The 23430-nt window shown below is 44.7% G+C and carries 23 protein-coding genes; 22 read left to right on the top strand and 1 reads right to left on the bottom strand.

What is annotated here, in order from left to right:
• Window positions 1-3: 3 nt before the first annotated feature.
• Together secD and secF are read left to right on the top strand one after the other, a co-directional pair.
• Window positions 4-1860, top strand: a complete 1857-nt coding sequence (gene secD / locus VME0621_RS22010; RefSeq protein WP_006074800.1) for a protein translocase subunit SecD — start codon at window positions 4-6, stop codon at window positions 1858-1860.
• A gap of 9 nt (window positions 1861-1869) precedes the next feature.
• Window positions 1870-2817, top strand: a complete 948-nt coding sequence (gene secF, locus VME0621_RS22015) for a protein translocase subunit SecF (RefSeq protein ID WP_038227970.1) — start codon at window positions 1870-1872, stop codon at window positions 2815-2817.
• A gap of 226 nt (window positions 2818-3043) precedes the next feature.
• Here the strand turns inward: secF and suhB are convergent, their stop codons facing one another.
• Window positions 3044-3847, bottom strand: coding sequence for an inositol-1-monophosphatase (suhB, locus tag VME0621_RS22020; protein ID WP_038227968.1), 804 nt, complete (start codon window positions 3845-3847; stop codon window positions 3044-3046).
• Window positions 3848-4024: 177 nt separating this feature from the next.
• Here suhB and trmJ point away from each other — a divergent pair, with 177 nt between their 5' ends.
• The 20 genes from trmJ to VME0621_RS22120 all read left to right on the top strand — a co-directional run bounded on the left by trmJ (window position 4025) and on the right by VME0621_RS22120 (window position 23356).
• Window positions 4025-4756, top strand: a complete 732-nt coding sequence (gene trmJ / locus VME0621_RS22025) for a tRNA (cytosine(32)/uridine(32)-2'-O)-methyltransferase TrmJ (protein ID WP_062460658.1) — start codon at window positions 4025-4027, stop codon at window positions 4754-4756.
• Window positions 4757-4868: 112 nt separating this feature from the next.
• A complete protein-coding gene (gene iscR, locus VME0621_RS22030) occupies window positions 4869-5375 on the top strand; it encodes a Fe-S cluster assembly transcriptional regulator IscR (protein WP_006072585.1) in 507 nt (168 codons plus the stop codon).
• A gap of 29 nt (window positions 5376-5404) precedes the next feature.
• Window positions 5405-6619 (top strand): IscS subfamily cysteine desulfurase, encoded by a 1215-nt coding sequence (locus tag VME0621_RS22035; RefSeq protein ID WP_062460661.1) that lies wholly within the window; start codon window positions 5405-5407, stop codon window positions 6617-6619.
• Between the two features lie 33 nt (window positions 6620-6652).
• Entirely contained in the window at window positions 6653-7033 is a 381-nt protein-coding gene (gene iscU, locus VME0621_RS22040; protein WP_006072582.1) for a Fe-S cluster assembly scaffold IscU, read from the top strand.
• Window positions 7034-7091: 58 nt separating this feature from the next.
• Window positions 7092-7415, top strand: a complete 324-nt coding sequence (gene iscA, locus VME0621_RS22045; protein WP_006072581.1) for an iron-sulfur cluster assembly protein IscA — start codon at window positions 7092-7094, stop codon at window positions 7413-7415.
• A gap of 67 nt (window positions 7416-7482) precedes the next feature.
• Window positions 7483-7998, top strand: a complete 516-nt coding sequence (gene hscB / locus VME0621_RS22050; protein ID WP_006072580.1) for a co-chaperone HscB — start codon at window positions 7483-7485, stop codon at window positions 7996-7998.
• A 23-nt stretch (window positions 7999-8021) separates the two neighbouring features.
• Window positions 8022-9872, top strand: coding sequence for a Fe-S protein assembly chaperone HscA (hscA, locus tag VME0621_RS22055; RefSeq protein WP_062460664.1), 1851 nt, complete (start codon window positions 8022-8024; stop codon window positions 9870-9872).
• A 19-nt stretch (window positions 9873-9891) separates the two neighbouring features.
• The gene (gene fdx / locus VME0621_RS22060) at window positions 9892-10230 is read left to right on the top strand and encodes an ISC system 2Fe-2S type ferredoxin (protein ID WP_006072576.1); all 339 of its coding nucleotides are present in this window, start codon (window positions 9892-9894) and stop codon (window positions 10228-10230) included.
• Between the two features lie 14 nt (window positions 10231-10244).
• Entirely contained in the window at window positions 10245-10445 is a 201-nt protein-coding gene (gene iscX, locus VME0621_RS22065; RefSeq protein ID WP_006072574.1) for a Fe-S cluster assembly protein IscX, read from the top strand.
• Window positions 10446-10621: 176 nt separating this feature from the next.
• Window positions 10622-11920: an aminopeptidase PepB gene (pepB, locus tag VME0621_RS22070; protein WP_062460667.1), complete on the top strand. Its 1299-nt coding sequence runs from the start codon at window positions 10622-10624 to the stop codon at window positions 11918-11920.
• A gap of 32 nt (window positions 11921-11952) precedes the next feature.
• Window positions 11953-12378: a nucleoside-diphosphate kinase gene (gene ndk, locus VME0621_RS22075; RefSeq protein WP_038227962.1), complete on the top strand. Its 426-nt coding sequence runs from the start codon at window positions 11953-11955 to the stop codon at window positions 12376-12378.
• A gap of 189 nt (window positions 12379-12567) precedes the next feature.
• Window positions 12568-13692 carry a dual-specificity RNA methyltransferase RlmN gene (gene rlmN / locus VME0621_RS22080; protein ID WP_038227960.1) on the top strand — a complete coding sequence of 375 codons (1125 nt, stop codon included), beginning with the start codon at window positions 12568-12570 and terminating at the stop codon, window positions 13690-13692.
• A 487-nt stretch (window positions 13693-14179) separates the two neighbouring features.
• Window positions 14180-15130, top strand: coding sequence for a cytoskeleton protein RodZ (gene rodZ, locus VME0621_RS22085; RefSeq protein WP_062460670.1), 951 nt, complete (start codon window positions 14180-14182; stop codon window positions 15128-15130).
• 9 nt (window positions 15131-15139) lie between these two features.
• A complete protein-coding gene (ispG, locus tag VME0621_RS22090; RefSeq protein ID WP_038227956.1) occupies window positions 15140-16264 on the top strand; it encodes a flavodoxin-dependent (E)-4-hydroxy-3-methylbut-2-enyl-diphosphate synthase in 1125 nt (374 codons plus the stop codon).
• Between the two features lie 26 nt (window positions 16265-16290).
• Window positions 16291-17559 (top strand): histidine--tRNA ligase, encoded by a 1269-nt coding sequence (gene hisS, locus VME0621_RS22095; protein WP_006072564.1) that lies wholly within the window; start codon window positions 16291-16293, stop codon window positions 17557-17559.
• Window positions 17560-17640: 81 nt separating this feature from the next.
• Window positions 17641-18255 carry a YfgM family protein gene (locus VME0621_RS22100; protein ID WP_006072562.1) on the top strand — a complete coding sequence of 205 codons (615 nt, stop codon included), beginning with the start codon at window positions 17641-17643 and terminating at the stop codon, window positions 18253-18255.
• A gap of 12 nt (window positions 18256-18267) precedes the next feature.
• A complete protein-coding gene (bamB, locus tag VME0621_RS22105) occupies window positions 18268-19425 on the top strand; it encodes an outer membrane protein assembly factor BamB (protein ID WP_006072561.1) in 1158 nt (385 codons plus the stop codon).
• A gap of 173 nt (window positions 19426-19598) precedes the next feature.
• A complete protein-coding gene (gene der, locus VME0621_RS22110) occupies window positions 19599-21083 on the top strand; it encodes a ribosome biogenesis GTPase Der (RefSeq protein ID WP_006072560.1) in 1485 nt (494 codons plus the stop codon).
• A 64-nt stretch (window positions 21084-21147) separates the two neighbouring features.
• Entirely contained in the window at window positions 21148-22011 is an 864-nt protein-coding gene (locus VME0621_RS22115) for a hypothetical protein (RefSeq protein WP_062460673.1), read from the top strand.
• A gap of 325 nt (window positions 22012-22336) precedes the next feature.
• Window positions 22337-23356: a sensor domain-containing diguanylate cyclase gene (locus VME0621_RS22120; RefSeq protein WP_062460675.1), complete on the top strand. Its 1020-nt coding sequence runs from the start codon at window positions 22337-22339 to the stop codon at window positions 23354-23356.
• The last annotated feature ends 74 nt before the right edge of the window (window positions 23357-23430 follow it).

The following is a 23430-nucleotide window of genomic DNA, read 5'->3' on the forward strand; positions in this document are numbered from 1 at the left end:
GCTGTGCTAAACCGTTATCCTTTGTGGAAGTACCTGATGGTGGTGTTTGCCATCGCCATTGCAGCTTTGTATGCACTTCCCAATCTATACGGTGAAGATCCGGCTATTCAAATTACAGGGGCGCGTGGCGCCTCTGTTGATATGTCGACGCTGGATACTGTCACCAAAGCTCTTGAAGAAGAGCAACTCTCTCGTAAGTCCATTGCTTTAGAAAATGGCTCCATTCTTGTTCGTTTCAACGATACTGATACTCAAATCAGTGCGCGTGACGTAATCAGCCAAGCTTTAGGTAAAGATTCCATTGTTGCATTGAACCTAGCGCCAGCTACGCCAAACTGGCTAGAGTCGATCGGTGCAAACCCAATGAAATTAGGCTTGGACCTTCGTGGTGGTGTTCACTTCTTGATGGAAGTGGATATGGATGCTGCGATGGAAAAACTGGTGGGTCAGCAAGAAGAAGCATTTCGTAGTGAGCTTCGTGAAGACCGAATTCGCTACCGCTCCATTCGTCCATCGGGTAAAGACGGTGTTGAAGTACTACTTCGTGACGCTGAACAACTCGCGGAAGCAAAAGCGGTGCTAACCACGAAACACCCAGACATGGACTTCTTTGATTCTGACTCAAATGGTCGTTTCGCACTTGTCGCGCGTTTTAAAGAAACTCGTCTACAAGAGATTCGTAACTATGCTGTCGAGCAGAACATCACCATTTTACGTAACCGTGTAAACGAACTGGGTGTGGCTGAACCTCTGGTTCAACGTCAAGGTGCTAGCCGTATCGTAGTTGAACTTCCAGGTGTACAAGATACTGCTCGAGCTAAAGAGATTCTTGGTGCAACGGCAACGCTAGAGTTTCGTGAAGTAGACAGCTCAGCTGATCTTGCAGCGGCTGCTAATGGTCGAGCGCCAGCGGGTAGTGAAATCAAGCAAGACCGTGACGGTCGTCCTGTGGTGTTGAAGAAGCGCGTTATTCTTGGCGGTGCGAGCATTACCGATGCAAGTTCAAGTGCTGATGAATATGGTCGCCCACAAGTTAACATCTCGCTAGATAGCGAAGGTGGTAACAAAATGGCGGCGTTCTCACGTCAGAATATTGGTAAGCTGATGGCAACGGTTTTCGCTGAGTATAAAGACAGCGGCAAGCGCACACCTGAAGGCAAAGTTATTCTTGATAAGCATGAAGAAGTTATTAACCAAGCGACGATTCAATCGGCACTTGGTCGCAACTTCCGCATCACTGGTATCGATTCTGCTGCCGAAGCTCACAACTTAGCTCTGCTATTGCGTGCCGGTGCTCTGATTGCACCTATTTCGATCGTTGAAGAGCGTACCATCGGTCCATCAATGGGTCAGCAAAACATCGATATGGGCATTAAGGCATGTATTACAGGTATGATCGCCGTAATGCTATTCACCTTGGTCTATTACCGTCGATTTGGCCTATTTGCCAATATGGCACTAATGGCTAACATCGTATTGATCGTTGGTGTGATGTCCATGATACCGGGGGCAACGATGACGTTACCAGGTATTGCAGGTATCGTACTTACCGTAGGTATGGCGGTTGATGCAAACGTTCTGATATTTGAGCGGATACGTGAAGAGCTAAAAGAGGGACGTAATCCTCAACAAGCGATTCACCAAGGTTATGCCAATGCATTTAGTACCATCGCTGATGCGAACATTACCACGCTAATTACCGCGATTATTCTATTTGCAGTAGGTACCGGAGCAATCAAAGGCTTCGCGGTAACGCTGTCGATTGGTATTATCACTTCAATGTTTACTGCCATCATTGGTACACGATGCCTCGTGAACCTAGTGTACGGTGGTAAGCGTATCAACAAGTTGTCGATCTAAGGGTTAGTTATGTTTCAGATATTGAAAGCAGACAAAACGATCGACTTTATGCGTTGGTCTAAAGCGGCATTTGCCTTGTCGCTCGTGATGATAGGTGCTGCCATCTTTACTCTGTCAACCAAATGGTTGAATTGGGGTCTAGACTTTACTGGCGGTACGTTGATTGAAGTTGGCTTTGAGCAGCCGGCTAATCTTGAGCAAGTTCGTTCAGCTCTAGATGCGAAAGGCTTCGGTGATGCAACGGTTCAGAACTTTGGTTCATCTCGTGATGTCATGGTTCGTCTCCGTCCACGTGAAGATGTACAAGCGGAAGCACTAGGTAACCAGATTTTAGATGCGATTAAACAAGGTACGGGCGAAAGCGTTGAAATGCGCCGTATCGAGTTTGTTGGTCCGAACGTGGGTGATGAGCTGACTGAAGCGGGCGGTTTGGCGATCCTAGTATCGTTAATCTGTATCTTGATCTATGTATCTGTACGATTCGAATGGCGCTTAGCGGCAGGTGCGGTACTAGCACTCGCGCACGACGTTATAATTACGTTGGGTATTTTCTCTTTGATGCAAATCGAAGTCGACCTTACCATTGTTGCGGCACTGCTTACCGTAGTCGGTTACTCGCTCAATGATACGATCGTTGTTTTCGACCGTATTCGAGAAAACTTCCGTAAGATGCGTAATGGTGAGCCAGCTGACATTATGAACAGCTCAATCACTCAAACGTTAAGTCGTACTTTGATTACGTCTGGTACTACATTATTCGTAGTTATCGCACTCTTTACTCAAGGTGGTGCGATGATTCACGGGTTCGCAACAGCCTTGCTATTAGGTATTACCGTTGGTACTTATTCTTCAATCTATGTTGCATCGGCTCTGGCTCTGAAACTGGGTATCCAGAAAGAGCACTTAATGCCACCGCAGATTGAGAAAGAAGGTGCAGAGTTTGATGAGATGCCTTAAGGCATCGAATTAGACTTCAAGTGCGTCGTCATCCCCACACAGGCGTGACTCACGGATGACGAAAGCATCGTCCTAAATCGCAAAAGCCACTCTATCGAGTGGCTTTTTTTGTCTGTCATAAATGGATGACAGTAACTTTCTCACTGCGTCGAAAACGCTAAAAAAAATCCCGACCAATGGCCGGGATTTCAAATTCAGCTGTGACGGGCTGTGAGTCTTAAGCTAATTACTTAAGGATAGCTTCGTTACCATTCTCGCGAATGATTTTAAGCATGCTCTTAGCACCACGTGCACTTGCAGCAACAACGTTACCAGACTTCATGTACTCAGTACCGCCTGAAAAATCAGTCACGATAGCGCCAGCTTCACGTGCGATAAGCTCACCTGCAGCCATGTCCCATGGTTTTAGGCCTAGTTCGAAGAAGCCGTCTAGACGACCTGCACCTACGTAGCAAAGATCAAGAGCAGCAGAACCTGCGCGGCGGAAGTCTGCACATTCAACAAACATTGCTGACATGATCTTGAAATAGCTTTCAGAGTGCTGTTTTTGCTTCGAAGGGAAACCTGTACCGATGACAGTACCTTTTAGGTCTTTCAGAGTGTTAACACGGATTCGAGCGTTGTTTAATTGAGCGCCAGCACCGCGTTGTGCAGTGAATAGCTCGTTTAGCATTGGATCGTATACGCACGCAACTTCAGTTTTACCCTTAATGCGAACCGCAATAGATACTGAGAAGTGTGGAATACCTTTAACGAAGTTATTAGTGCCATCCAGTGGGTCGATGATCCATTGTACGTCGCTATCTTTACCTTCAATCATGCCACCTTCTTCAGCGATGATGCTGTGGTCAGGGTAAGATGTTTGAATAGTATGGATAATGAGTGCTTCAGCTTCTTTGTCTACGTTAGTAACAAAGTCATTAGTGCCTTTCTGTACCGACTCGATCTTGTCAGTGTTTTCTAGTGATTTAGCAATATGGTTGCCCGCTTTACGCGCAGCGCGTATAGCGATATTTAGCATTGGATGCATACGAATTTTCCCAACGGATGTTAAAGAACAAAAAGCGGCGGCGAGTATACCAAAGTTTTGGCAAAAAGGAAGTGGTTATTTTTTGTTCTGTCATTGGGGTGAATAAAAAGACCCTGACTATTTTAGTCGGGTTTATGTTATTATTCGTCGGTTTTGTAATCTCGGTGCAATTTGACAATGCTAGACAACGTGAAAATCGTCCTCGTCGGAACCTCTCACTCCGGTAATATCGGCTCAGCTGCAAGAGCGATGAAGGTGATGGGGTTAAGCCAGATGGTCTTGGTTGACCCACAATGTGAGGTAGATGCTCAAGCGATTGCGCTTGCAGCGGGTGCTAGTGATATTGCGCTTGGCGCTCAAATTGTTGGTTCATTGCAAGATGCTATTGAAGATTGTGGTTTGGTTGTTGGCTCAAGTGCGCGCTCTCGTACACTGGAATGGCCTATGATTGAACCAAGAGAGTGTGGCGAGAAGTTTGCCATTGAAGGTGAGCAACACCCTGTTGCTTTGGTTTTTGGTCGTGAACGCACTGGCTTGACCAACGAAGAATTGCAGCTTTGCCATTTTCATACTTGTATTCCTGCAAACCCGGAATACAGCTCTCTTAACTTAGCGATGGCGGTTCAGACATTAAGTTATGAAGTACGTGTTGCGCATTTGCAGCGTGTGGCTAACCAGTTTCCTGAGCAAGAGCAAGCAGAGTATCCACGTCACAAAGAGCTAGAATTATTCTACCAACACCTTGAAAAAGTCATCACCGATACCCAGTTTATTTCTAAAGATAAACCAGGGTTAGTAATGAACAAATTACGAAGAATGTTCAGCAGAGCTCGCCCTGAGTCACAGGAAATCAACACGTTGCGTGGTATTTTAACGTCAATAGAAAAAGGGCTAGGGGTTAAAAAATAACCGCTTTTTCTGTTGGGTTAAATACCTGACTATTTTAGTCAAATAAATACTTGATTAAAATAGTCAGGTATGGAAAAATCGAAACCACATAATCAATGTGGAAACGTGTGATATGAGACTAACATCAAAAGGAAGATATGCAGTAACGGCGATGCTAGATGTCGCACTGCACTCACAGCAAAGCCCAGTACCTCTGGCAGATATCTCTGAACGTCAAGGGATCTCACTGTCATATTTAGAGCAACTGTTCTCAAAATTGCGCAAAGCTGGACTTGTAGCCAGTGTACGCGGCCCTGGTGGTGGTTACCGACTCGGCGCAGAAGCGTCTGATATTGCAATTGGAACGGTGATAGCTGCTGTTGATGAGTCTGTTGATGCAACCAAATGTGCTGGTAAAGGCGATTGCCAAGGTGGTACACGTTGCCTCACTCATACGCTTTGGAGAGATTTAAGCTCTCGCATTAGTGACTTCTTAAATAACATCACTCTTGGTGAGCTGATGGTAGATAATGAAGTATTAGAAATTTCAGACCGACAAGACGTAGATCTTGCGGTAAATCATGGGTTCTCAAGAAAAAGTACAAGCACCGCACCCATCGGAATTAATGTTCGCTCGTAAGTAGTGTTGCTTTTACATTGGAGTAAAGAATGAAACTGCCTATTTATCTAGACTACTCTGCCACATGTCCTGTTGACCCAAGGGTTGCAGAAAAGATGGTTCAATTTATGACGATGGACGGTACCTTTGGTAACCCAGCGTCACGATCACACCGTTTTGGTTGGCAAGCAGAAGAAGCAGTAGACAACGCGCGTGAGCAAATCGCCGATCTGTTGAACGCGGATCCTCGCGAAATTATTTTCACTTCGGGCGCGACAGAATCAGACAACCTTGCTATCAAGGGTGCTGCTCATTTTTACGCTAAGAAAGGTAAGCATGTTATTACCTGTAAAACAGAGCATAAAGCAGTACTTGACCCATGTCGTCAATTAGAGCGTGAAGGCTTTGAGGTAACGTATCTTGAGCCGGAAGCCAATGGTCTTATCGATTTAGCAAAGTTAGAAGCTGCAATGCGTGACGATACTGTGCTTGTTTCTATCATGCACGTAAACAACGAAATTGGTGTTGTTCAAGATATCGCCGCTATTGGTGAGCTATGCCGCAGCAAGAAAATCGTTTTCCACATTGATGCTGCGCAATCGGCTGGCAAATTGCCAATTGATGTTCAAGAAATGAAAGTTGACTTAATTTCAATGTCAGCTCACAAAATTTATGGCCCTAAAGGTATCGGTGCACTATACGTTCGTCGTAAACCACGTATCCGTTTAGAAGCACAAATGCACGGTGGTGGTCATGAGCGTGGTTTCCGTTCTGGTACGCTACCGACTCACCAAATTGTTGGTATGGGCGAGGCATTTGCTATTGCTAAGCAAGATATGCAAAAAGATTATGACCATGCAAAATCTCTGCGTGATCGCCTGTTAAACGGTGTTAAAGATCTTGAAGCCGTTACGATCAATGGTGACTTAGAGCAGCGTGTACCTCACAACCTAAACGTGAGCTTCGCATTTGTTGAAGGTGAATCGCTACTGATGTCATTGAAAGATCTTGCAGTATCATCCGGTTCAGCATGTACTTCAGCGAGCCTAGAGCCATCTTATGTACTTCGTGCATTAGGTCTGAACGATGAACTGGCTCACAGCTCTGTGCGTTTCTCGTTCGGTCGCTTCACGACGGAAGAAGACATCGACTACGCGATTGAGCAAATTACAACAGCAGTGAACAAGTTACGTGACATGTCTCCTCTATGGGATATGTATAAAGAAGGGATTGACCTAGATACGGTCGAGTGGGCACACCACTAATCTCACGATAGTAGAGGATTCGAGGAATTTATTATGGCATATAGTGAAAAGGTTATTGACCACTATGAAAACCCACGTAATGTAGGGTCGTTTGATAAAAATGATCCAGCTGTGGGTAGTGGTATGGTAGGCGCGCCAGCATGTGGCGACGTAATGAAGCTTCAGATTAAGGTAACACCAGAAGGTATTATCGAAGACGCGAAATTCAAAACCTACGGTTGCGGTTCAGCTATCGCATCAAGCTCACTGGTTACAGAGTGGGTAAAAGGTAAATCAATTGAAGAAGCTGCGGCTATCAAAAATGCTGAAATTGCTGAAGAACTAGAGTTGCCGCCAGTGAAAGTTCACTGCTCAATTCTTGCGGAAGACGCAATTAAAGCCGCCGTAGCCGATTATAAGAAAAAGCACGACTAAATCGCTTGGATAACCAAGCCTTAATATATCATCAAGAGAAGCAAACAAAGGTTGTAGTATGGCCATCTCAATGACAGAAGCAGCAGCAAGCCGAGTAAGAACGTTTTTAGAAAACCGCGGTAAAGGTATTGGATTACGTTTAGGTGTAAAGACCACTGGGTGTTCTGGTATGGCCTATGTTCTTGAGTTTGTTGATGAACTTGATGATGGTGATGAAGTCTTTGAGCATGAAGGTGTGAAAGTCATCATCGATGCAAAGAGCTTGGTTTATCTCGATGGAACAGAGCTTGATTACGTGAAAGAGGGCTTGAACGAAGGGTTCGAATTCAACAACCCAAACGCAAAAGGCGAGTGCGGTTGTGGTGAGAGCTTTAATGTTTAACCTTTAATAGTCGTGGTGCAGTTGGTTTAGCCAGTTGCTCCACGATTCTTGTTTGCGAGTCTATGTTATGAACCATTTCGAACTATTTGGGCTACCTATTCAGTTTCAGCTGGACGGTAGCCTTCTTTCTTCTCAATTCAGAGAATTACAGCGACGCTTTCATCCCGATAACTTTGCTACCGCTTCCGAGCGTGACCGCATGCTTGCGGTTCAGAAAGCAGCGCAAATCAATGACGCATACGAAGTACTTCGTAAGCCAATTTCTCGAGCAGAGTATCTGCTGGCTGAGAATGGCGTAGATATTCGAGCTGAACAGCAAACCTTGCAAGACCCTATGTTCTTAATGGAACAGATGGAACTGCGTGAGACCCTCGAAGAAATAGAGACCTCAAGTGATGTTGAGTCAGAACTCTTTGACTTTGAGGCGAAGGTCAGCAAAATGTTCAAATCACAACTGCTTGAGTTACAACAGCTGCTCGAACAGAATCAGTGGCCACAAGCTGCAGATAGCGTCAGAAAACTAAAATTTATCGCCAAGTTGCAAAGTGAAATAGAACAGCTCGAAGATAAGCTGCTTGGTTAATGGAAGCTCCCAAGGATATTTGAATGGCATTACTTCAAATCGCAGAACCCGGTCAAAGCTCTGCGCCACACGAACATAAGTTGGCTGCAGGTATTGATCTAGGGACTACAAACTCTCTAGTTGCAACGGTAAGAAGTGGAGAAGCAGCCACGCTACCAGATTCGAATGGCAGAAATATCTTGCCTTCGGCCGTGCATTATACAGAAGAGTCGACCACGGTCGGTGTTGAGGCTCGTGATAACGCAGCTTCTGATCCAGTGAATACTATTATTTCGGTAAAACGCTTATTAGGTCGTTCACTTGCGGATGTTCAAAGCCGTTACCCATCTATGCCTTACTCTTTGACAGAAAGTGATAATGGTCTGCCAGTATTACAAACGCGTGGTGGGGCGAAGAATCCTATTCAAGTGTCCTCTGATATCTTAAAAGCACTTTCTCAACGTGCAGAAGAATCATTAGGTGGCGAATTAGCAGGGGTGGTTATCACGGTTCCTGCCTACTTCGATGATGCACAGCGTCAAGGCACAAAGGACGCAGCGAGCTTAGCTGGTTTACATGTCTTACGACTACTCAATGAACCTACTGCGGCCGCGATTGCTTATGGTTTGGATAGTGGTCAAGAAGGTGTGATTGCTGTTTATGATCTTGGTGGCGGCACCTTTGATATATCTATTCTGCGATTATCTCGTGGCGTGTTTGAAGTACTCGCAACGGGCGGCGATTCAGCGCTGGGTGGCGATGACTTTGACCATTTGGTTGCAGAACATTTGCAGCAGCAAATTGGTAAGGCTGAACTAACGGTTCAAGAGCAGCGTGAATTACTGGACGCAGCAACGCAAGCTAAGATCGACTTGAGTCAATCTGATGTCGCAAGTGTGGATGTGCTAGGTTGGAAAGGCGAATTAGAGAAAGCTCAATTTGAAGATCTCATTCGTGCCTTGGTTAAGAAAACCCTTCTTTCTTGTCGCCGTGCTCTAAAAGATGCGGAAGTGGACGCTGAAGAGGTACTTGAAGTCGTCATGGTGGGTGGTTCAACCCGTACACCTTTGGTTCGCGACATGGTAGGCGAGTTCTTTGGGAAAACGCCTCTGACTAGCATTAACCCTGATGAAGTCGTTGCGATTGGTGCTGCCATTCAAGCGGATATTCTCGCAGGAAACAAACCAGACTCTGAAATGCTGCTACTCGACGTACTGCCTTTGTCTCTAGGTATTGAAACAATGGGTGGCCTAGTCGAGAAAATTGTTCCTCGAAATACAACCATCCCAGTTGCTCGTGCTCAAGAGTTTACCACTTTTAAAGACGGTCAAACGGCTATGTCGGTTCATATTGTTCAAGGTGAACGTGAAATGGTTGATGATTGTCGTTCTCTTGCTCGTTTTTCACTTAAAGGTATTCCTCCAATGGCGGCGGGTGCTGCGCATATTCGTGTCACCTATCAGGTTGATGCGGATGGTCTACTGTCTGTCACTGCGATGGAAAAGAGCACTGGTATTCAATCTGATATTCAAGTCAAACCATCATACGGACTAAGCGATGATGAAGTGACTAATATGCTCAAAGATTCGATGACTTACGCTAAAGACGACATGTTGGCTCGTGCCTTGGCTGAACAACGTGTGGAAGCCGATCGCGTTATCGAAGGGTTAATTGCAGCGATGCAAGCTGATGGCGATGCTTTACTAGATGAACAAGAAAAACAAACACTAGTAGAAGCCATTGAAGCACTAATTAAATTGCGCAATGGTGACGACGCCGACGCCATTGAACAAGGTATAAAAGATACTGATAAAGCGAGCCAAGAATTTGCTTCTCGTCGTATGGACAAGTCCATTCGCGAAGCTCTTGCCGGTCAATCAGTAGATAACATTTAAATTCGAGGACTAAGTAGTCATGCCAAAAATAGTTGTTCTGCCCCATGAAGATCTGTGCCCAGAAGGCGCAGTGTTAGAGGCTAACGAAGGCGAAACCGTATTAGATGTGGCACTAAAAAACGGTATTGGGATTGAGCACGCTTGTGAGAAATCGTGCGCTTGCACAACTTGTCACGTGATTATTCGTGAAGGTTTCGATTCACTTGAAGAGAGTGAAGAGCTTGAAGATGACATGCTAGATAAAGCGTGGGGCTTAGAACCAGAATCACGTTTGGGTTGCCAAGCCGTTGTTGCTGATGAAGACTTAGTGGTAGAAATTCCAAAATACACGTTAAACCACGCATCTGAAGATCACTAATAAGTGGAGGATACATGAGCTTAAAATGGACTGACTCTCGTGATATCGCTATTGAGTTGTGCGATCAATTTCCAGATATGGACCCTAAAACGGTTCGTTTTACCGACTTACATCAATGGATAACGGAACTAGAAGATTTTGACGATGATCCAAATCGTTCTAATGAGAAAATCCTTGAAGCAGTCATCTTATGCTGGATGGATGAGTACGATTGATAAATCGCTCTAACTTTACTTCTAAAAACGGACCTTTGGTCCGTTTTTTTGTCGCTACATGTTACATTGTTATTAATTCCCTTGGGCGGGTCATTGGTATTGTCTCTACATAGTGATAACATCATTTGAATCATAAGATACGACAACACAAAACAGAATTAAGACAAGGAGAGACCATGTCTAACACAATGTCGGTATTTCTTAGCCAAGAAGCGGCTGCTCCTCAATGGGGCGACAAAGCAATCATCTCTTTCACAGAAACTGGCGCGACAGTCCACTTAGGCGAGGGCCACGATTTAGGCGCTATTCAGCGCGCGGCTCGTAAATTAGACTCGCAAGGTATTTCTAATGCAACACTGGCTGGCGAAGGCTGGGATCTAGAATCAACCTGGGCATTCTATCAAGGCTACCGTAACTCTAAGAAAAGCACGCAAGTAACGCTGCCGTCACTCAGTGAGCAAGATGAAAACGAGCTGAATGCACGTATCAAAGCCTCCAACTGGACTCGTGACATCATCAACAAGAGCGCGGAAGAAGTTGCACCTCGTCAACTTGCGACTATGGCGGCTGAGTTTATTAAATCAACGGCACCTGAGCACGTTACTTACCGCATTGTAAAAGATAAAGATCTGCTGACTGAAGGATGGGAAGGTATTTTCGCAGTAGGTCGTGGTTCTGAACGTACATCGGCAATGCTACAGCTCGATTACAACCCTACAGGTGACGAAAATGCCCCAGTATTTGCGTGCCTAGTTGGTAAAGGCATCACATTCGATTCTGGTGGCTACAGCCTGAAGCCTTCTAACTTTATGTCGGCGATGAAAGCAGACATGGGTGGCGCTGGTACTATCACTGGCGGTTTGGGATTAGCGATCATGCGTGGTTTGAACAAACGTGTGAAGTTGATTCTCTGCTGTGCGGAAAACATGGTTTCTGGCCGAGCGCTTAAATTGGGTGACGTGATCACTTATAAAAACGGTAAAACGGTTGAAATCATGAATACCGATGCCGAGGGACGCTTAGTTCTGGCTGATGGTCTTATTTACGCGAGCGAACAAAACCCTGAGCTGATTATTGACTGTGCTACGCTCACCGGTGCAGCTAAGAATGCTCTAGGTAATGATTACCACGCTATCATGTCTTTTGATGACGAACTCACTCATCAGGCATTAACCAATGCAAACCAAGAAAAAGAAGGTTTATGGCCACTACCGTTAGCAGATTTCCATCGAGGTATGCTGCCGTCAAACTTTGCTGACCTTTCAAATATCAGCAGTGGTGATTACTCACCAGGTGCAAGCACTGCAGCGGCATTTTTGTCTTACTTTGTTACCGATTATAAAAAAGGTTGGTTGCATTTCGATTGTGCCGGTACATATCGCAAAGCGGCGACTGATAAGTGGTCTGCGGGGGCAACTGGCATGGGTATTCGTACTTTAGCTCGACTGCTTACTGAGCAAGCTCAAACCAAATAACAACAATATAAACAGAAAGATAAGGAACAATAATGGCCCTAGAAAGAACATTTTCAATCGTTAAGCCTGATGCTGTAGAACGTAATCTTATTGGTGAGATCTATCATCGTATTGAGAAAGCTGGTCTAAAAATTATCGCAGCTAAGATGGTTCACTTGACCGATGAGCAAGCGAAAGGGTTTTACGCTGAACACGAGGGTAAGCCATTCTTTGATGCACTGCGCGAGTTTATGACCTCTGGTCCTATCATGGTTCAAGTACTTGAAGGCGAAGATGCTATCTCTCGTTATCGTGAGCTTATGGGGAAGACTAACCCTGAAGAAGCTGCATGTGGAACCATTCGTGCAGATTACGCGTTAAGCATGCGCCATAACTCGGTGCACGGCTCAGACAGTCCAGAGTCGGCAGCGCGTGAAATTGAATTTTTCTTCCCTACGTCGGAAATTTGTCCGCGTTAATGATTGATTCCGCTCAACACAAGGAGGCTTAGGCCTCCTTTTTTAATATTGAGTGTGTTTGCTGTTCAAAAAATGTTCGCTTATAAATGAATACCTTATTATTTTAAGGTTTTGTAGCGCTTGTTGTAGTCGCCTAAAGGCTGTACAATTCGCGCCCTTAAGTAGAATCACCGTCATCGAAGAGGCAACATGACCGCACAAAAAGTCAATCTACTCGATTTTGATCGCAAAGGTATGCGTAAATTCTTCCAAGAGGAACTTGGCGAAAAAGCCTTCCGTGCTGATCAGGTTATGAAGTGGATCTATCATTTTGGTTGTGATGACTTTGAGAAGATGACCAACATCAACAAGAAGCTTCGTGAAAAGCTGATTCGTTTGGCTGAAATTAAAGCTCCGACAGTCTCTGAAGCGCAACACTCATCTGATGGCACCATTAAATGGGCGATGCGTGTAGGTGATCAAGATGTCGAAACGGTCTATATCCCAGATGATGACCGCGCAACGTTGTGTGTTTCATCTCAAGTAGGTTGTGCGTTGGAGTGTAAATTCTGTTCAACGGCACAGCAGGGCTTTAACCGTAACCTTAAAGTCTCGGAAATTATCGGTCAGGTTTGGCGCGCTGCGCGTGAAGTCGGCCTTGAAAAAGAGACAGGTCGTCGCCCAATAACCAACGTGGTGATGATGGGTATGGGTGAACCTCTACTCAACATGAAGAATCTGATGCCTGCGTTAGAAATTATGCTAGACGATCTTGGCTTTGGTTTGTCCAAACGCCGCGTAACAGTATCGACTTCTGGTGTGGTGTCCGGTCTTGATCAAATGACGGGTGAAATTGATGTTGCATTGGCTATTTCTCTTCACGCTCCAAATGACAAGTTGCGTAGTGAAATCATGCCGATTAATGATCGTTGGGATATCGAAGATTTCTTAGCATCAGTTCGTCGTTATATTGCGTCATCTAATGCTAATCGCGGTAAAGTTACCGTTGAATATGTACTTTTAGACCATGTTAACGACGATATGGATCATGCGCGTGAGCTTGCGGAGCTGTTGAAAGACACGCCTGCGAAAATCAACTTGATTCCATTTAACCCTTATCCAGGGTCACCGTACAAGAAACCGAGTAACTCGCGCATCGATCGTTTCATGAAGACGCTAATGCAGTACGACTATACAGTGACAGTTCGTAAGACTCGCGGCGACGATATTGATGCGGCGTGTGGCCAGTTAGTTGGTGATGTGATTGACCGTACTAAACGTACCAAGCAACTGGCTGAGCAAAAAGGTGAAGCTATTCCGGTAAAATCGGTATAATCCACAAATAAATAAAGAAAAACCAAGTATTTGCTTGGTTTTTTTGTATCTATAGCGCTGCAATTGAAAATATCTGATCCTTGCCACAATTTACTGATAAAAAATTCAGTATTAATGGAACAAATATCGGATTTGTTAATCAAATATTTCAAAACGTCGCTTGAACTTTATAGATAGTGTCAATTTTTTATCAAAAATGGCTCTATTTACGTCGTTTTACGTTTGTCGATTTTAACTCGTGGTTAGAATCGACTATGATGGTCACATTCAGCCGCTGTCTTGACCCAATGTGGGGAGATCTTGCGCGAAAATCATAATGAAATCGAGCACTTTGCACTAGATTGAGGTGCAGAAGTAGGCAATTTGGGACTATGCTGTAATACAGTTAGTACGTACGATTTACCACACTAATGACGATATCACACCAATTAAAAAAACGAACTAAGCGTGTAGCGTCATAGTCACAACCAAAAGAAGTACATGATAAATGAGTACTGAACAAAATACCGCAGTAGATAAAGTTGAACAGCAACCACAAGAGTCCGTTCTTGCCGGAACCATATTAAAAGAGAAGCGTGAAGCGCTAGGCCTCACCCAGAAACAGATCGCAGACCGCTTACGCTTGCGTGTCGCCATCATTCAAAAGATTGAAGCCAATGATTTTGATGGTGAGCAAGTTGCAACCTTCACTCGAGGCTATCTACGTTCTTACGCTAAGGCAGTTGGTATTGATGAAAAAGAGATCCTTGGTGCTATTGAACACCACAGTGAAGCTCAACCTTCAGAACAGCCAATGCAGAGCTTCTCTCAGAAAACCAATAAAGAAAAACACGATAGCCGCATAATGAAGCTTACTTGGGGTATTTTCGTGGTAATTATTGGTATCTCTTCGGTTTGGTGGTTACAAAGCCAGCAAAAAGATACTCTATCGGAAATCGCAGATACTAGCGATCCTGCCTTTCAAGTAGAAGAACCCGCTTCGCCACAACTTACCGCTGAGCCTGAATTAGCAACAGCAGAAGATGAGGTAAAAACTATTGATGTGTCTGCCATTATCGAAGCGCCGGAGCAGACAGAGGAAGCTGCAACAGAATCGGTACCAGAGACTGCCAATAATAACGTTGAATCGGTTTCGGCAGACGTTGCAGTAATTGAGGAACAACCTCAAACCGCAAACGAGCAACCAAAACCAATTGATGGTCTGACTAATTTAACGATGGCTTTCACAGGTGACTGCTGGATCCAGGTAAAAGACGCGGACGGAAAGACCATCACTACCGGTATTAAAAAGCAGGGCGATAATGTCAATGTAAACGGAAAAGCACCATTTAAAGTGATTTTAGGTGCTCCTGAGAAAGTTTCTATGACATTAGGAAGTGAACCTGTCGACCTTTCTGGGTATACTTCAGGCAAAGTAGCTCGATTCACCTTACCTTAGATAATCAATATGCATCACGAATCACCAATTAAACGTCGCCCATCTACGCGTATTTATGTGGGCGATGTACCTATCGGCGATGGCGCGCCCATTGCTGTTCAGTCAATGACAAACACTCGCACGACGGACGTTGCTGCGACCGTTGCTCAGATTAAAGCGTTAGAAAATGTCGGTGCAGACATTGTTCGTGTTTCTGTTCCTACTATGGATGCCGCAGAAGCCTTCCGAGAAATCAAACAGCAAGTTTCGATTCCTCTAGTGGCTGACATTCATTTCGACTATCGAATTGCATTGAAGGTTGCGGAGTATGGCGTAGATTGTTTACGTATCAACCCGGGTAATATCGGTAACGAAGCTCGCATTCGCTCTGTTGTAGATTGTGCGCGTGATAAAAACATTCCAATTCGTATTGGCGTAAATGGCGGGTCTTTAGAAAAAGACATTCAGATGAAATATGGCGAGCCTACACCAGCTGCTTTGGTTGAGTCGGCGATGCGTCACGTGGATATTTTGGATCGTCTAAACTTCGACCAATTTAAAGTCAGTGTTAAAGCATCGGATGTGTTCCTTGCCGTAGATTCTTACCGATTGTTGGCTCAAAAGATTGATCAGCCACTACACTTAGGTATCACTGAAGCCGGCGGTGCTCGTGCGGGTGCTGTGAAGTCGTCAGTGGGTCTTGGAATGCTGTTGGCAGAAGGTATTGGTGATACTTTGCGTATTTCTTTAGCGGCAGACCCTGTTGAAGAGATCAAAGTGGGCTTTGATATTTTGAAGTCATTGCGTATTCGCTCTCGTGGTATCAACTTTATTGCTTGCCCAAGTTGTTCACGTCAAGAATTCGATGTGATCGGTACAGTAAATGCGCTAGAGCAGCGCTTAGAAGATGTGATTACACCAATGGATGTGTCGATTATCGGCTGTGTGGTGAATGGACCAGGTGAAGCAGAAGTTTCACACTTAGGCTTAGCTGGTAGTAACAAGAAAAGTGCATTCTACGAGGACGGTAAACGTCAGAAAGAGCGCTTCGATAATGATGACCTAGTGAACAAGCTCGAGGCAAAAATTCGTGCTAAGGCGTCGATGTTAGATGAGTCAAATCGCATCGAAGTGAATCAAGTAGAAGATAAATAATTTCAACGATATAACGGTATTAAACTGTGGCAAAAACTATTCAAGCAATCCGAGGCATGAACGACTGCCTCCCAACACAATCTCCACTTTGGCAAAAAGTTGAGAATACAGTTAAGCATGTTGTTAGCGCATATGGCTACAACGAAGTACGTATGCCAATCGTTGAAATGACCCATCTATTTAGCCGCGCTATCGGTGAAGTGACGGATGTGGTCGAAAAGGAAATGTACACCTTCGAAGACCGTAATGGCGATAGCCTAACGCTTCGTCCTGAAGGCACGGCCGGTTGTGTGCGTTCTGGTATTGAAAATGGCTTGTTATATAACCAAGAACAACGTCTTTGGTATATGGGCCCAATGTTCCGCCATGAGCGCCCACAAAAGGGTCGTTACCGTCAATTCCATCAATGTGGTGTGGAAGTCTTTGGTCTAAATGGCCCTGACGTTGATGCTGAACTTATCATGATGACTGCGCGTCTATGGCGTGAGTTGGGCATTGCTGAACATGTACGTTTGGAACTGAACTCTATCGGCTCTCTAGAAGCTCGCGCTGATTACCGTACGGCATTGATCGCTCACCTAGAGCAGCATATTGATGTTCTTGATGAAGATAGCAAGCGTCGTATGTACACCAATCCGCTACGTGTTCTAGATAGCAAGAACCCAGATGTACAAGCGATTTTGGTTGATGCTCCTGAGCTGTCAGATTACCTCGATGCAGACTCAAAACAACATTTTGCAGGTCTTTGTGAACTTCTTGACGCAGCAGGAATCGAATATACGGTAAATCAACGCCTTGTCCGTGGGTTGGATTACTACAACCGCACGGTATTTGAGTGGATCACCGAAAGTTTAGGTGCTCAAGGTACGGTTTGTGGCGGTGGTCGTTATGACGGACTGGTTGAACAACTAGGTGGCAAAGCTACGCCAGCTGTCGGATTTGCTATGGGTTTAGAGCGTTTGGTACTAATGATGGAAACGCTTGAGCTGACTGATGTTCGTCGTAGTGTTGACGCCTACGTAGTGACTGCGGGTGAAGGCACCATGATGGCAGGTATGAAGCTAGCCGAGTCTTTGCGTGAAGCTATCCCTGGTATTCGTGTCATGAATCACTTTGGTGGTGGCAACTTCAAGAAACAATTTAAGCGTGCAGATAAAGTTGGCGCAGTATACGCTCTAGTGCTAGGCGAGAATGAAGTGGCCGAGAATACGGTCGTGGTCAAAGATTTGCAGGGTGGTGAGCAAGAAACTATTGCTCAAACTGAGTTAGCCGCTAAATTAGCAGATATTATCTAGTTTATAGACTGACGTTGATTGAACGTATTCGATAGATGAATCAATCAACGTTAGTGACGAATTCTTTTAAGAGGACAGGAAGTGGAACTCTACGATTCTGAAGAACAACAAGTAGAAGCAATCAAAGATTGGTGGAAAGAGAACGGCAAAGCAGTGGTTCTTGGTGTTGTTGTTGGTTTGGGTGGTTTATTTGGCTGGCGTTACTATCAAGACTCAGTAACGTCTGCGCAAGAAGCTGCTTCTGAACAGTATACCAAAGCGGTAGAAGCTATTGCCGCTAAAGGCACTGACGCAAGTGGTGACGTACAAGCATTTATCGATGGTAGCAAAGACACTGAATACAGTGTTTTGGCTTCACTACAACTAGCGAAAGTTCAAGTAGAAGCTGGTGAGCTTGAAAAGGCTCTTGAGCAACTGCAATGGGCACAAAGCAAAACTAAAGATGCGGCGATCACTCCGCTAGTGACTTACCGTATTGCTCGTCTAATGGCGGAAACAGGTAACGTTGATGGTGCGCGTGCTGAACTTGCGAAAATTACCGATGACGCATGGGCAGGCCGAGTGGCCGAGCTGCGTGGTGATATCGCAATTCGTGACGGTGACCGTGATGCAGCTTACACTGCTTATACTGAAGCACAGCAAGCGCAAGACGCAAGCCAAGGGCTACAAATTAAACTGGACGATCTTGCCAAGTAAGGGCCATAGCCGATGAATAGAGTCGTAAAGAAAGTACTGCTTTCTATTTCGGTACTGGGAATTCTTGCAGGGTGTTCTAGTGAAGAAGATACCGTCATTATGGCACCACTGCCAAAAGTACAAAGTGAGTTCACGCCTCAGTCGGTATGGTCTGCAAGTATTGGTGATGGTGTTGGTCAGTTCTTCTCGAAGCTCTCTCCAATTTACGCCTATGACAACTTGTTTGTCGCTAGCCGAGACGGAGTGGTAAAAGCGCTTGATCCAGAAACGGGTAAAACGCTTTGGGAAGTTAATGTCGCTGGTGAGACATCAGCTCGACTTTCTGGTGGTATTGCCGCGGCGTATCAAAAGCTATATATCGGTAGCGAAAACGGCGAAGTTATTGCGCTTGACGTCAAAACGGGCGAAGAAGTTTGGCGCGCCAAGGTGAATGGTGAGGTGCTTGCGAATCCGGTAGCGGATGCAAGTTTAATCATGGTTCATACCAGTCAAGGCTTGTTGGTTGCATTGGAACAAACGTCGGGTGAAGAGCGCTGGGCGATCAGTACTGATGTTCCAAACCTAACTTTACGTGGTGACAGTGCACCAGCTACCGTATCAGGTGGTGTTTTCTGGGGCACGGCCAATGGACGTTTAGCTGCCGCTATCGTCGAGCGTGGACAGTTGATTTGGCAGCAACCTGTAGGCACGCCAAAAGGCGCTACCGAGATCGATCGCTTGGTTGATGTGGATTCATCTCCAATCATTTTAGGTGGCACACTGTTTACAGTGGGTTTCAATGGGCAGTTAATTTCTATTGATCTACGTTCTGGTAACCCTATTTGGAAACGTAACTACTCATCAGCGACAGATATGGCGACGGATAACCGTAGTTTATTCTTGGTGACAGATAATGATCATGTAGTAGCTGTAGATGCTCGCAGTGGTACTGAGCTGTGGGAAAATAACCAGTTGGAAAACCGACTGCTAACTGCGCCTGTTATTGTTGATGGTTACATCGTAGTAGGTGATAGCTTAGGTTACCTACACTGGATTGATCGAGAGTCAGGTGAGTTTGTAGCACAGCAACTCATCAACGAAAGTGGCCTTTCTGTTGGACCAACTAAGGTACCTGAAGGCTATGTTTTAGTGACTCGTGATGGTGAAATAAAGAAACTCACTATCAACTAGAAAGCGTGATATAATTCACAAACGGCTCCTGGCTGATCTCAGTTAGGAGCCGTTTTATTGCTGCGAAGCAAAAGGATCTTTTCGAGCTCGGATAGATGGATTAATTTGTGGTTATAGGAAAACGTGAGAATTTTACCTATAACTACAATTAGAAGATAAGTGTAGAGGTTTATATGGTACCTGTTGTTGCCCTAGTTGGACGCCCGAATGTGGGTAAGTCGACCCTGTTCAATCGATTGACGCGTACGCGTGATGCTCTTGTTGCGGATTTTCCGGGGCTAACACGTGACCGTAAATACGGTCAGGCGAAACTGGGTGAGCATGAATTCATTGTTATTGATACCGGTGGTATTGATGGTACTGAAGAAGGTGTTGAAACAAAAATGGCGGAACAATCGCTAGCTGCGATTGATGAAGCGGATGTCGTGCTTTTCCTAGTGGATGGCCGTGCAGGTTTAACGTCGGCTGATGAAGCGATTGCTCAACACCTGCGTAAAATTGAGAAGCCGTCATTCCTAGTGATCAACAAAGTTGATGGTATTGATGCTGATGCTGCCAGTGCTGAGTTTTGGCAACTTGGTGTAGAAGACATGTACCACATCGCAGCGGCACACGGTCGTGGCGTTACTGCACTTATCGAACGCGCACTTAACCCATTTGCAGAAAGCTTTGTTGAACAAGGTGAAATTGAAGATCTGACTGAGTTTGAAGACGAAGAAGAAGAGAAACTCGATTATACCGAAGAAGAAGCGGAAGAAGAGTTTAAGCGTCTTCAAGATCAACCAATTAAGTTGGCTATCATTGGTCGACCTAATGTGGGTAAATCAACGCTGACCAACCGTATTCTTGGTGAAGAGCGTGTCGTAGTTTATGACATGCCGGGTACCACTCGCGATTCTATTTATATTCCTATGCAGCGTGATGATCGTGAGTATGTACTAATTGATACTGCTGGTGTACGTCGTCGTCGTCGCATCAACGAAACGGTTGAGAAGTTCTCAGTGGTTAAAACCCTGAAAGCAGTAGAAGATGCAAACGTTGTATTGCTCGTTATCGATGCTCGTGAAAACATCTCAGATCAAGACTTAAGCCTCCTTGGTTTTGCGTTAAACTCTGGTCGTTCTATTGTGATCGCTGTGAACAAGTGGGATGGGCTAGATACTGACGTGAAAGAACACGTTAAGAAAGAGCTTGATCGTCGTCTTGGTTTCGTTGACTTTGCTCGTATCCACTTTATTTCAGCGCTTCATGGTACTGGTGTTGGCCATTTGTTTGAATCTGTTCAAGAAGCTTACAAGTCTGCGACTACCCGTGTAGGTACTTCGGTACTGACCCGTATCATGAAAATGGCGACGGAAGATCACCAGCCACCTATGGTTCGTGGACGTCGTGTTAAGTTGAAATATGCGCACGCTGGTGGCTACAACCCACCAATCGTTGTGGTTCATGGTAACCTAGTCAATGAACTTCCAGATTCGTACAAACGTTATTTGATGAACTATTATCGTCGTTCTTTAGAAATCATGGGTACGCCAATTCGTATCAACTTCCAAAGCAGCGATAACCCATTTGAAGGTAAGTCTAACAAGATGACCCTTTCACAAGAGCGTAAACGTAAACGCTTAATGACGATGATGAAAGGTCGTCCTAAAAAATAAGTCGAAATTAAACAACGCCCTCTGAATACAGCGGGCGTTTTTTGTTGCAAGGAATAATCATACCGTGTTTACCGCTAGTAAAATTCACTTTTGTCATCAAACTTGGCAGCTAGACAGCGCAATTCAATTGATCGATGAGCATTCTGATTACACCGATATTGTTGTAGACAGTACGCCATTTCACCCTGTAAGTCATATATGGCCTGATCATCCCGCAGACAAAGGTTATCTGTTAGCGAAAGGTCAACAACTGGAAGTCATAGATTGTCTTGTTGGGGCTATCGAACTGGATACCAAAACACTGTATGTCGGCAGCGCGATTCCCGTAAAACGAGACTGTGATGGATGGGTATTTGTTGTTGTGCATCGAATCGCGAAAGGACCAGAACTTTGTGTTGGTCAGGTCATTACATTGGAAGTGGACAAAGCCTATCAACAAAGTTTGAGCAGAGGACATAGTGCCGGACATATCGCCTCTCTTGCACTTAACAAAGTGCTAGCAGCGTCATACTGGAGAAAAGAAGCTGACCGAAAAGATGGTTTGGCCCACTATGATTTTAATAGTTATGCTCAGGAACAGAGTGTGGTATCGCCAAACCGATGTTTTGACCGATATCGCCTTGGGAAAACGTTAAAGAAACGTGGACTAAATACCGTAGAGGTGGTGACAGACTTACAGAGAATTGAAGATATGACTAATCAACAGTTAGCTGAGTGGTCACAAAAACCCTCTGAAGTTTCAATGCAACTTGAAGGTCCATTTTTGACCAGTTCAAGATATTGGCACTGCACTCTTGATGGCGTCGACGTCGTGATGCCTTGCGGTGGAACGCATATCAATCATATGGATGAACTGATTAACCTTAGAGTCGAGCTAAAAGCCGTAGATTCGTCTTATATCGAAATGCATACCCATGTAAGTGACTAATTCGATAAATGATCGTTTTATTAAATTCTGCATAGTGTCATTTATCAAGTATTGCATGGAATAATAATCTAATTTAAATCCAAATGCAGAATATGTAACTTATGCTTTCGGTATGTGGTTATATAAATGTTCTTTTAAGAGCAGATCGCTGATCAGATTAGATTAAGGGGAAGATCTAGGGAAGATCTAAAACAGCATCGTATTGTTGTTCGTCCCTTTGACCATACGACTAAATATTAAACTGGTCAATAGATCATCTATCCGTACGTTGTGTTATTATGTGTCGGTTACGCATACTCAATAAGAACGACAATTCTGCGGATTTATGACGAAAGATTTGCTGATAGATGCCCATAAGGGCATGAACTTACTCTTGAAAGAACTTGCTCTGGGGTTGCCAAAACCCCAATTGGAGGAGCGAATCATTAAGTTAACAGAGCGCCTGTTTAAGGATAAACGCGCCTCAATATTAACGTTAGATCAAGAGACACATCGACTGTACAGCACTTCAGCACCTAACTTGCCTGACTTTTACAACGATGCTATTGATGGGATCGAAATAGGAGAAGGAGTGGGTTCCTGCGGTGCGGCTGCCTATTTAAAACGTTCTGTTATCGTCTCTGATGTCAAAAGCCATAGTAATTGGCAGCCTTTTGTTGAACTTGCGACACAAGCAAATATTAGAGCGTGCTGGTCTGTGCCAGTGATCTCGACACAAGAGCACGTATTGGGTACGTTTGCACTCTATAGCTCATTGCCCTCTGATCCCCATGCTATTGAACTGGAGATACTCGAGTCTATTGCCGCGGTTTATTCTGTGGCGCTAGAGAAATATGCTTTAGAAGATAAACTCAACTACCAAGCTAAGTTTGATTCTCTGACTCAATGCCTGAATCGTCGAGCTCTATTAGAACGTGTCGAACAAAGTCATTGCTTTCAAGGTAATTTTCTTGGCTGCTTCTTTATTGATATCGATAAGTTCAAACAAGTAAATGATGTGTATGGGCATCAATTCGGCGATAAGGTGTTGGTTGCTGTCGCGCAAAAATTACGTTTATTATTACCTGATCAAGCTGTGTTAGGTCGATATGGTGGCGATGAGTTTCTTGCGTTTAGTTGCTTTCCTAGTCAGGAAGATTCCAGAACTTTTTACGAGACATTACAGTCAGAATTGAATCGGCCTGTCACTTTAGAAGAGACTAACATCGGGGTTAGCGTTGGGTTTGCGACCAAAGAGTGTTGTTCAGACATGACGATTGACCAATTGATCCGTTTAGCGGATACCGAGATGTATAAAGTCAAACGTAAAGCTAAGTTAGAGAGTTTATTCCTATCTCGTGGCTAATTGCTTTCCTAACAGTACGTCTTATGGCAGTTGCCTAGTATCCTCGTGGTGTTCGAGATAGAATATCAATATTA

The sequence above is a fragment of the Vibrio mediterranei genome, assembly GCF_900088415.1.
GTDB classification, from domain to species: domain Bacteria; phylum Pseudomonadota; class Gammaproteobacteria; order Enterobacterales; family Vibrionaceae; genus Vibrio; species Vibrio mediterranei.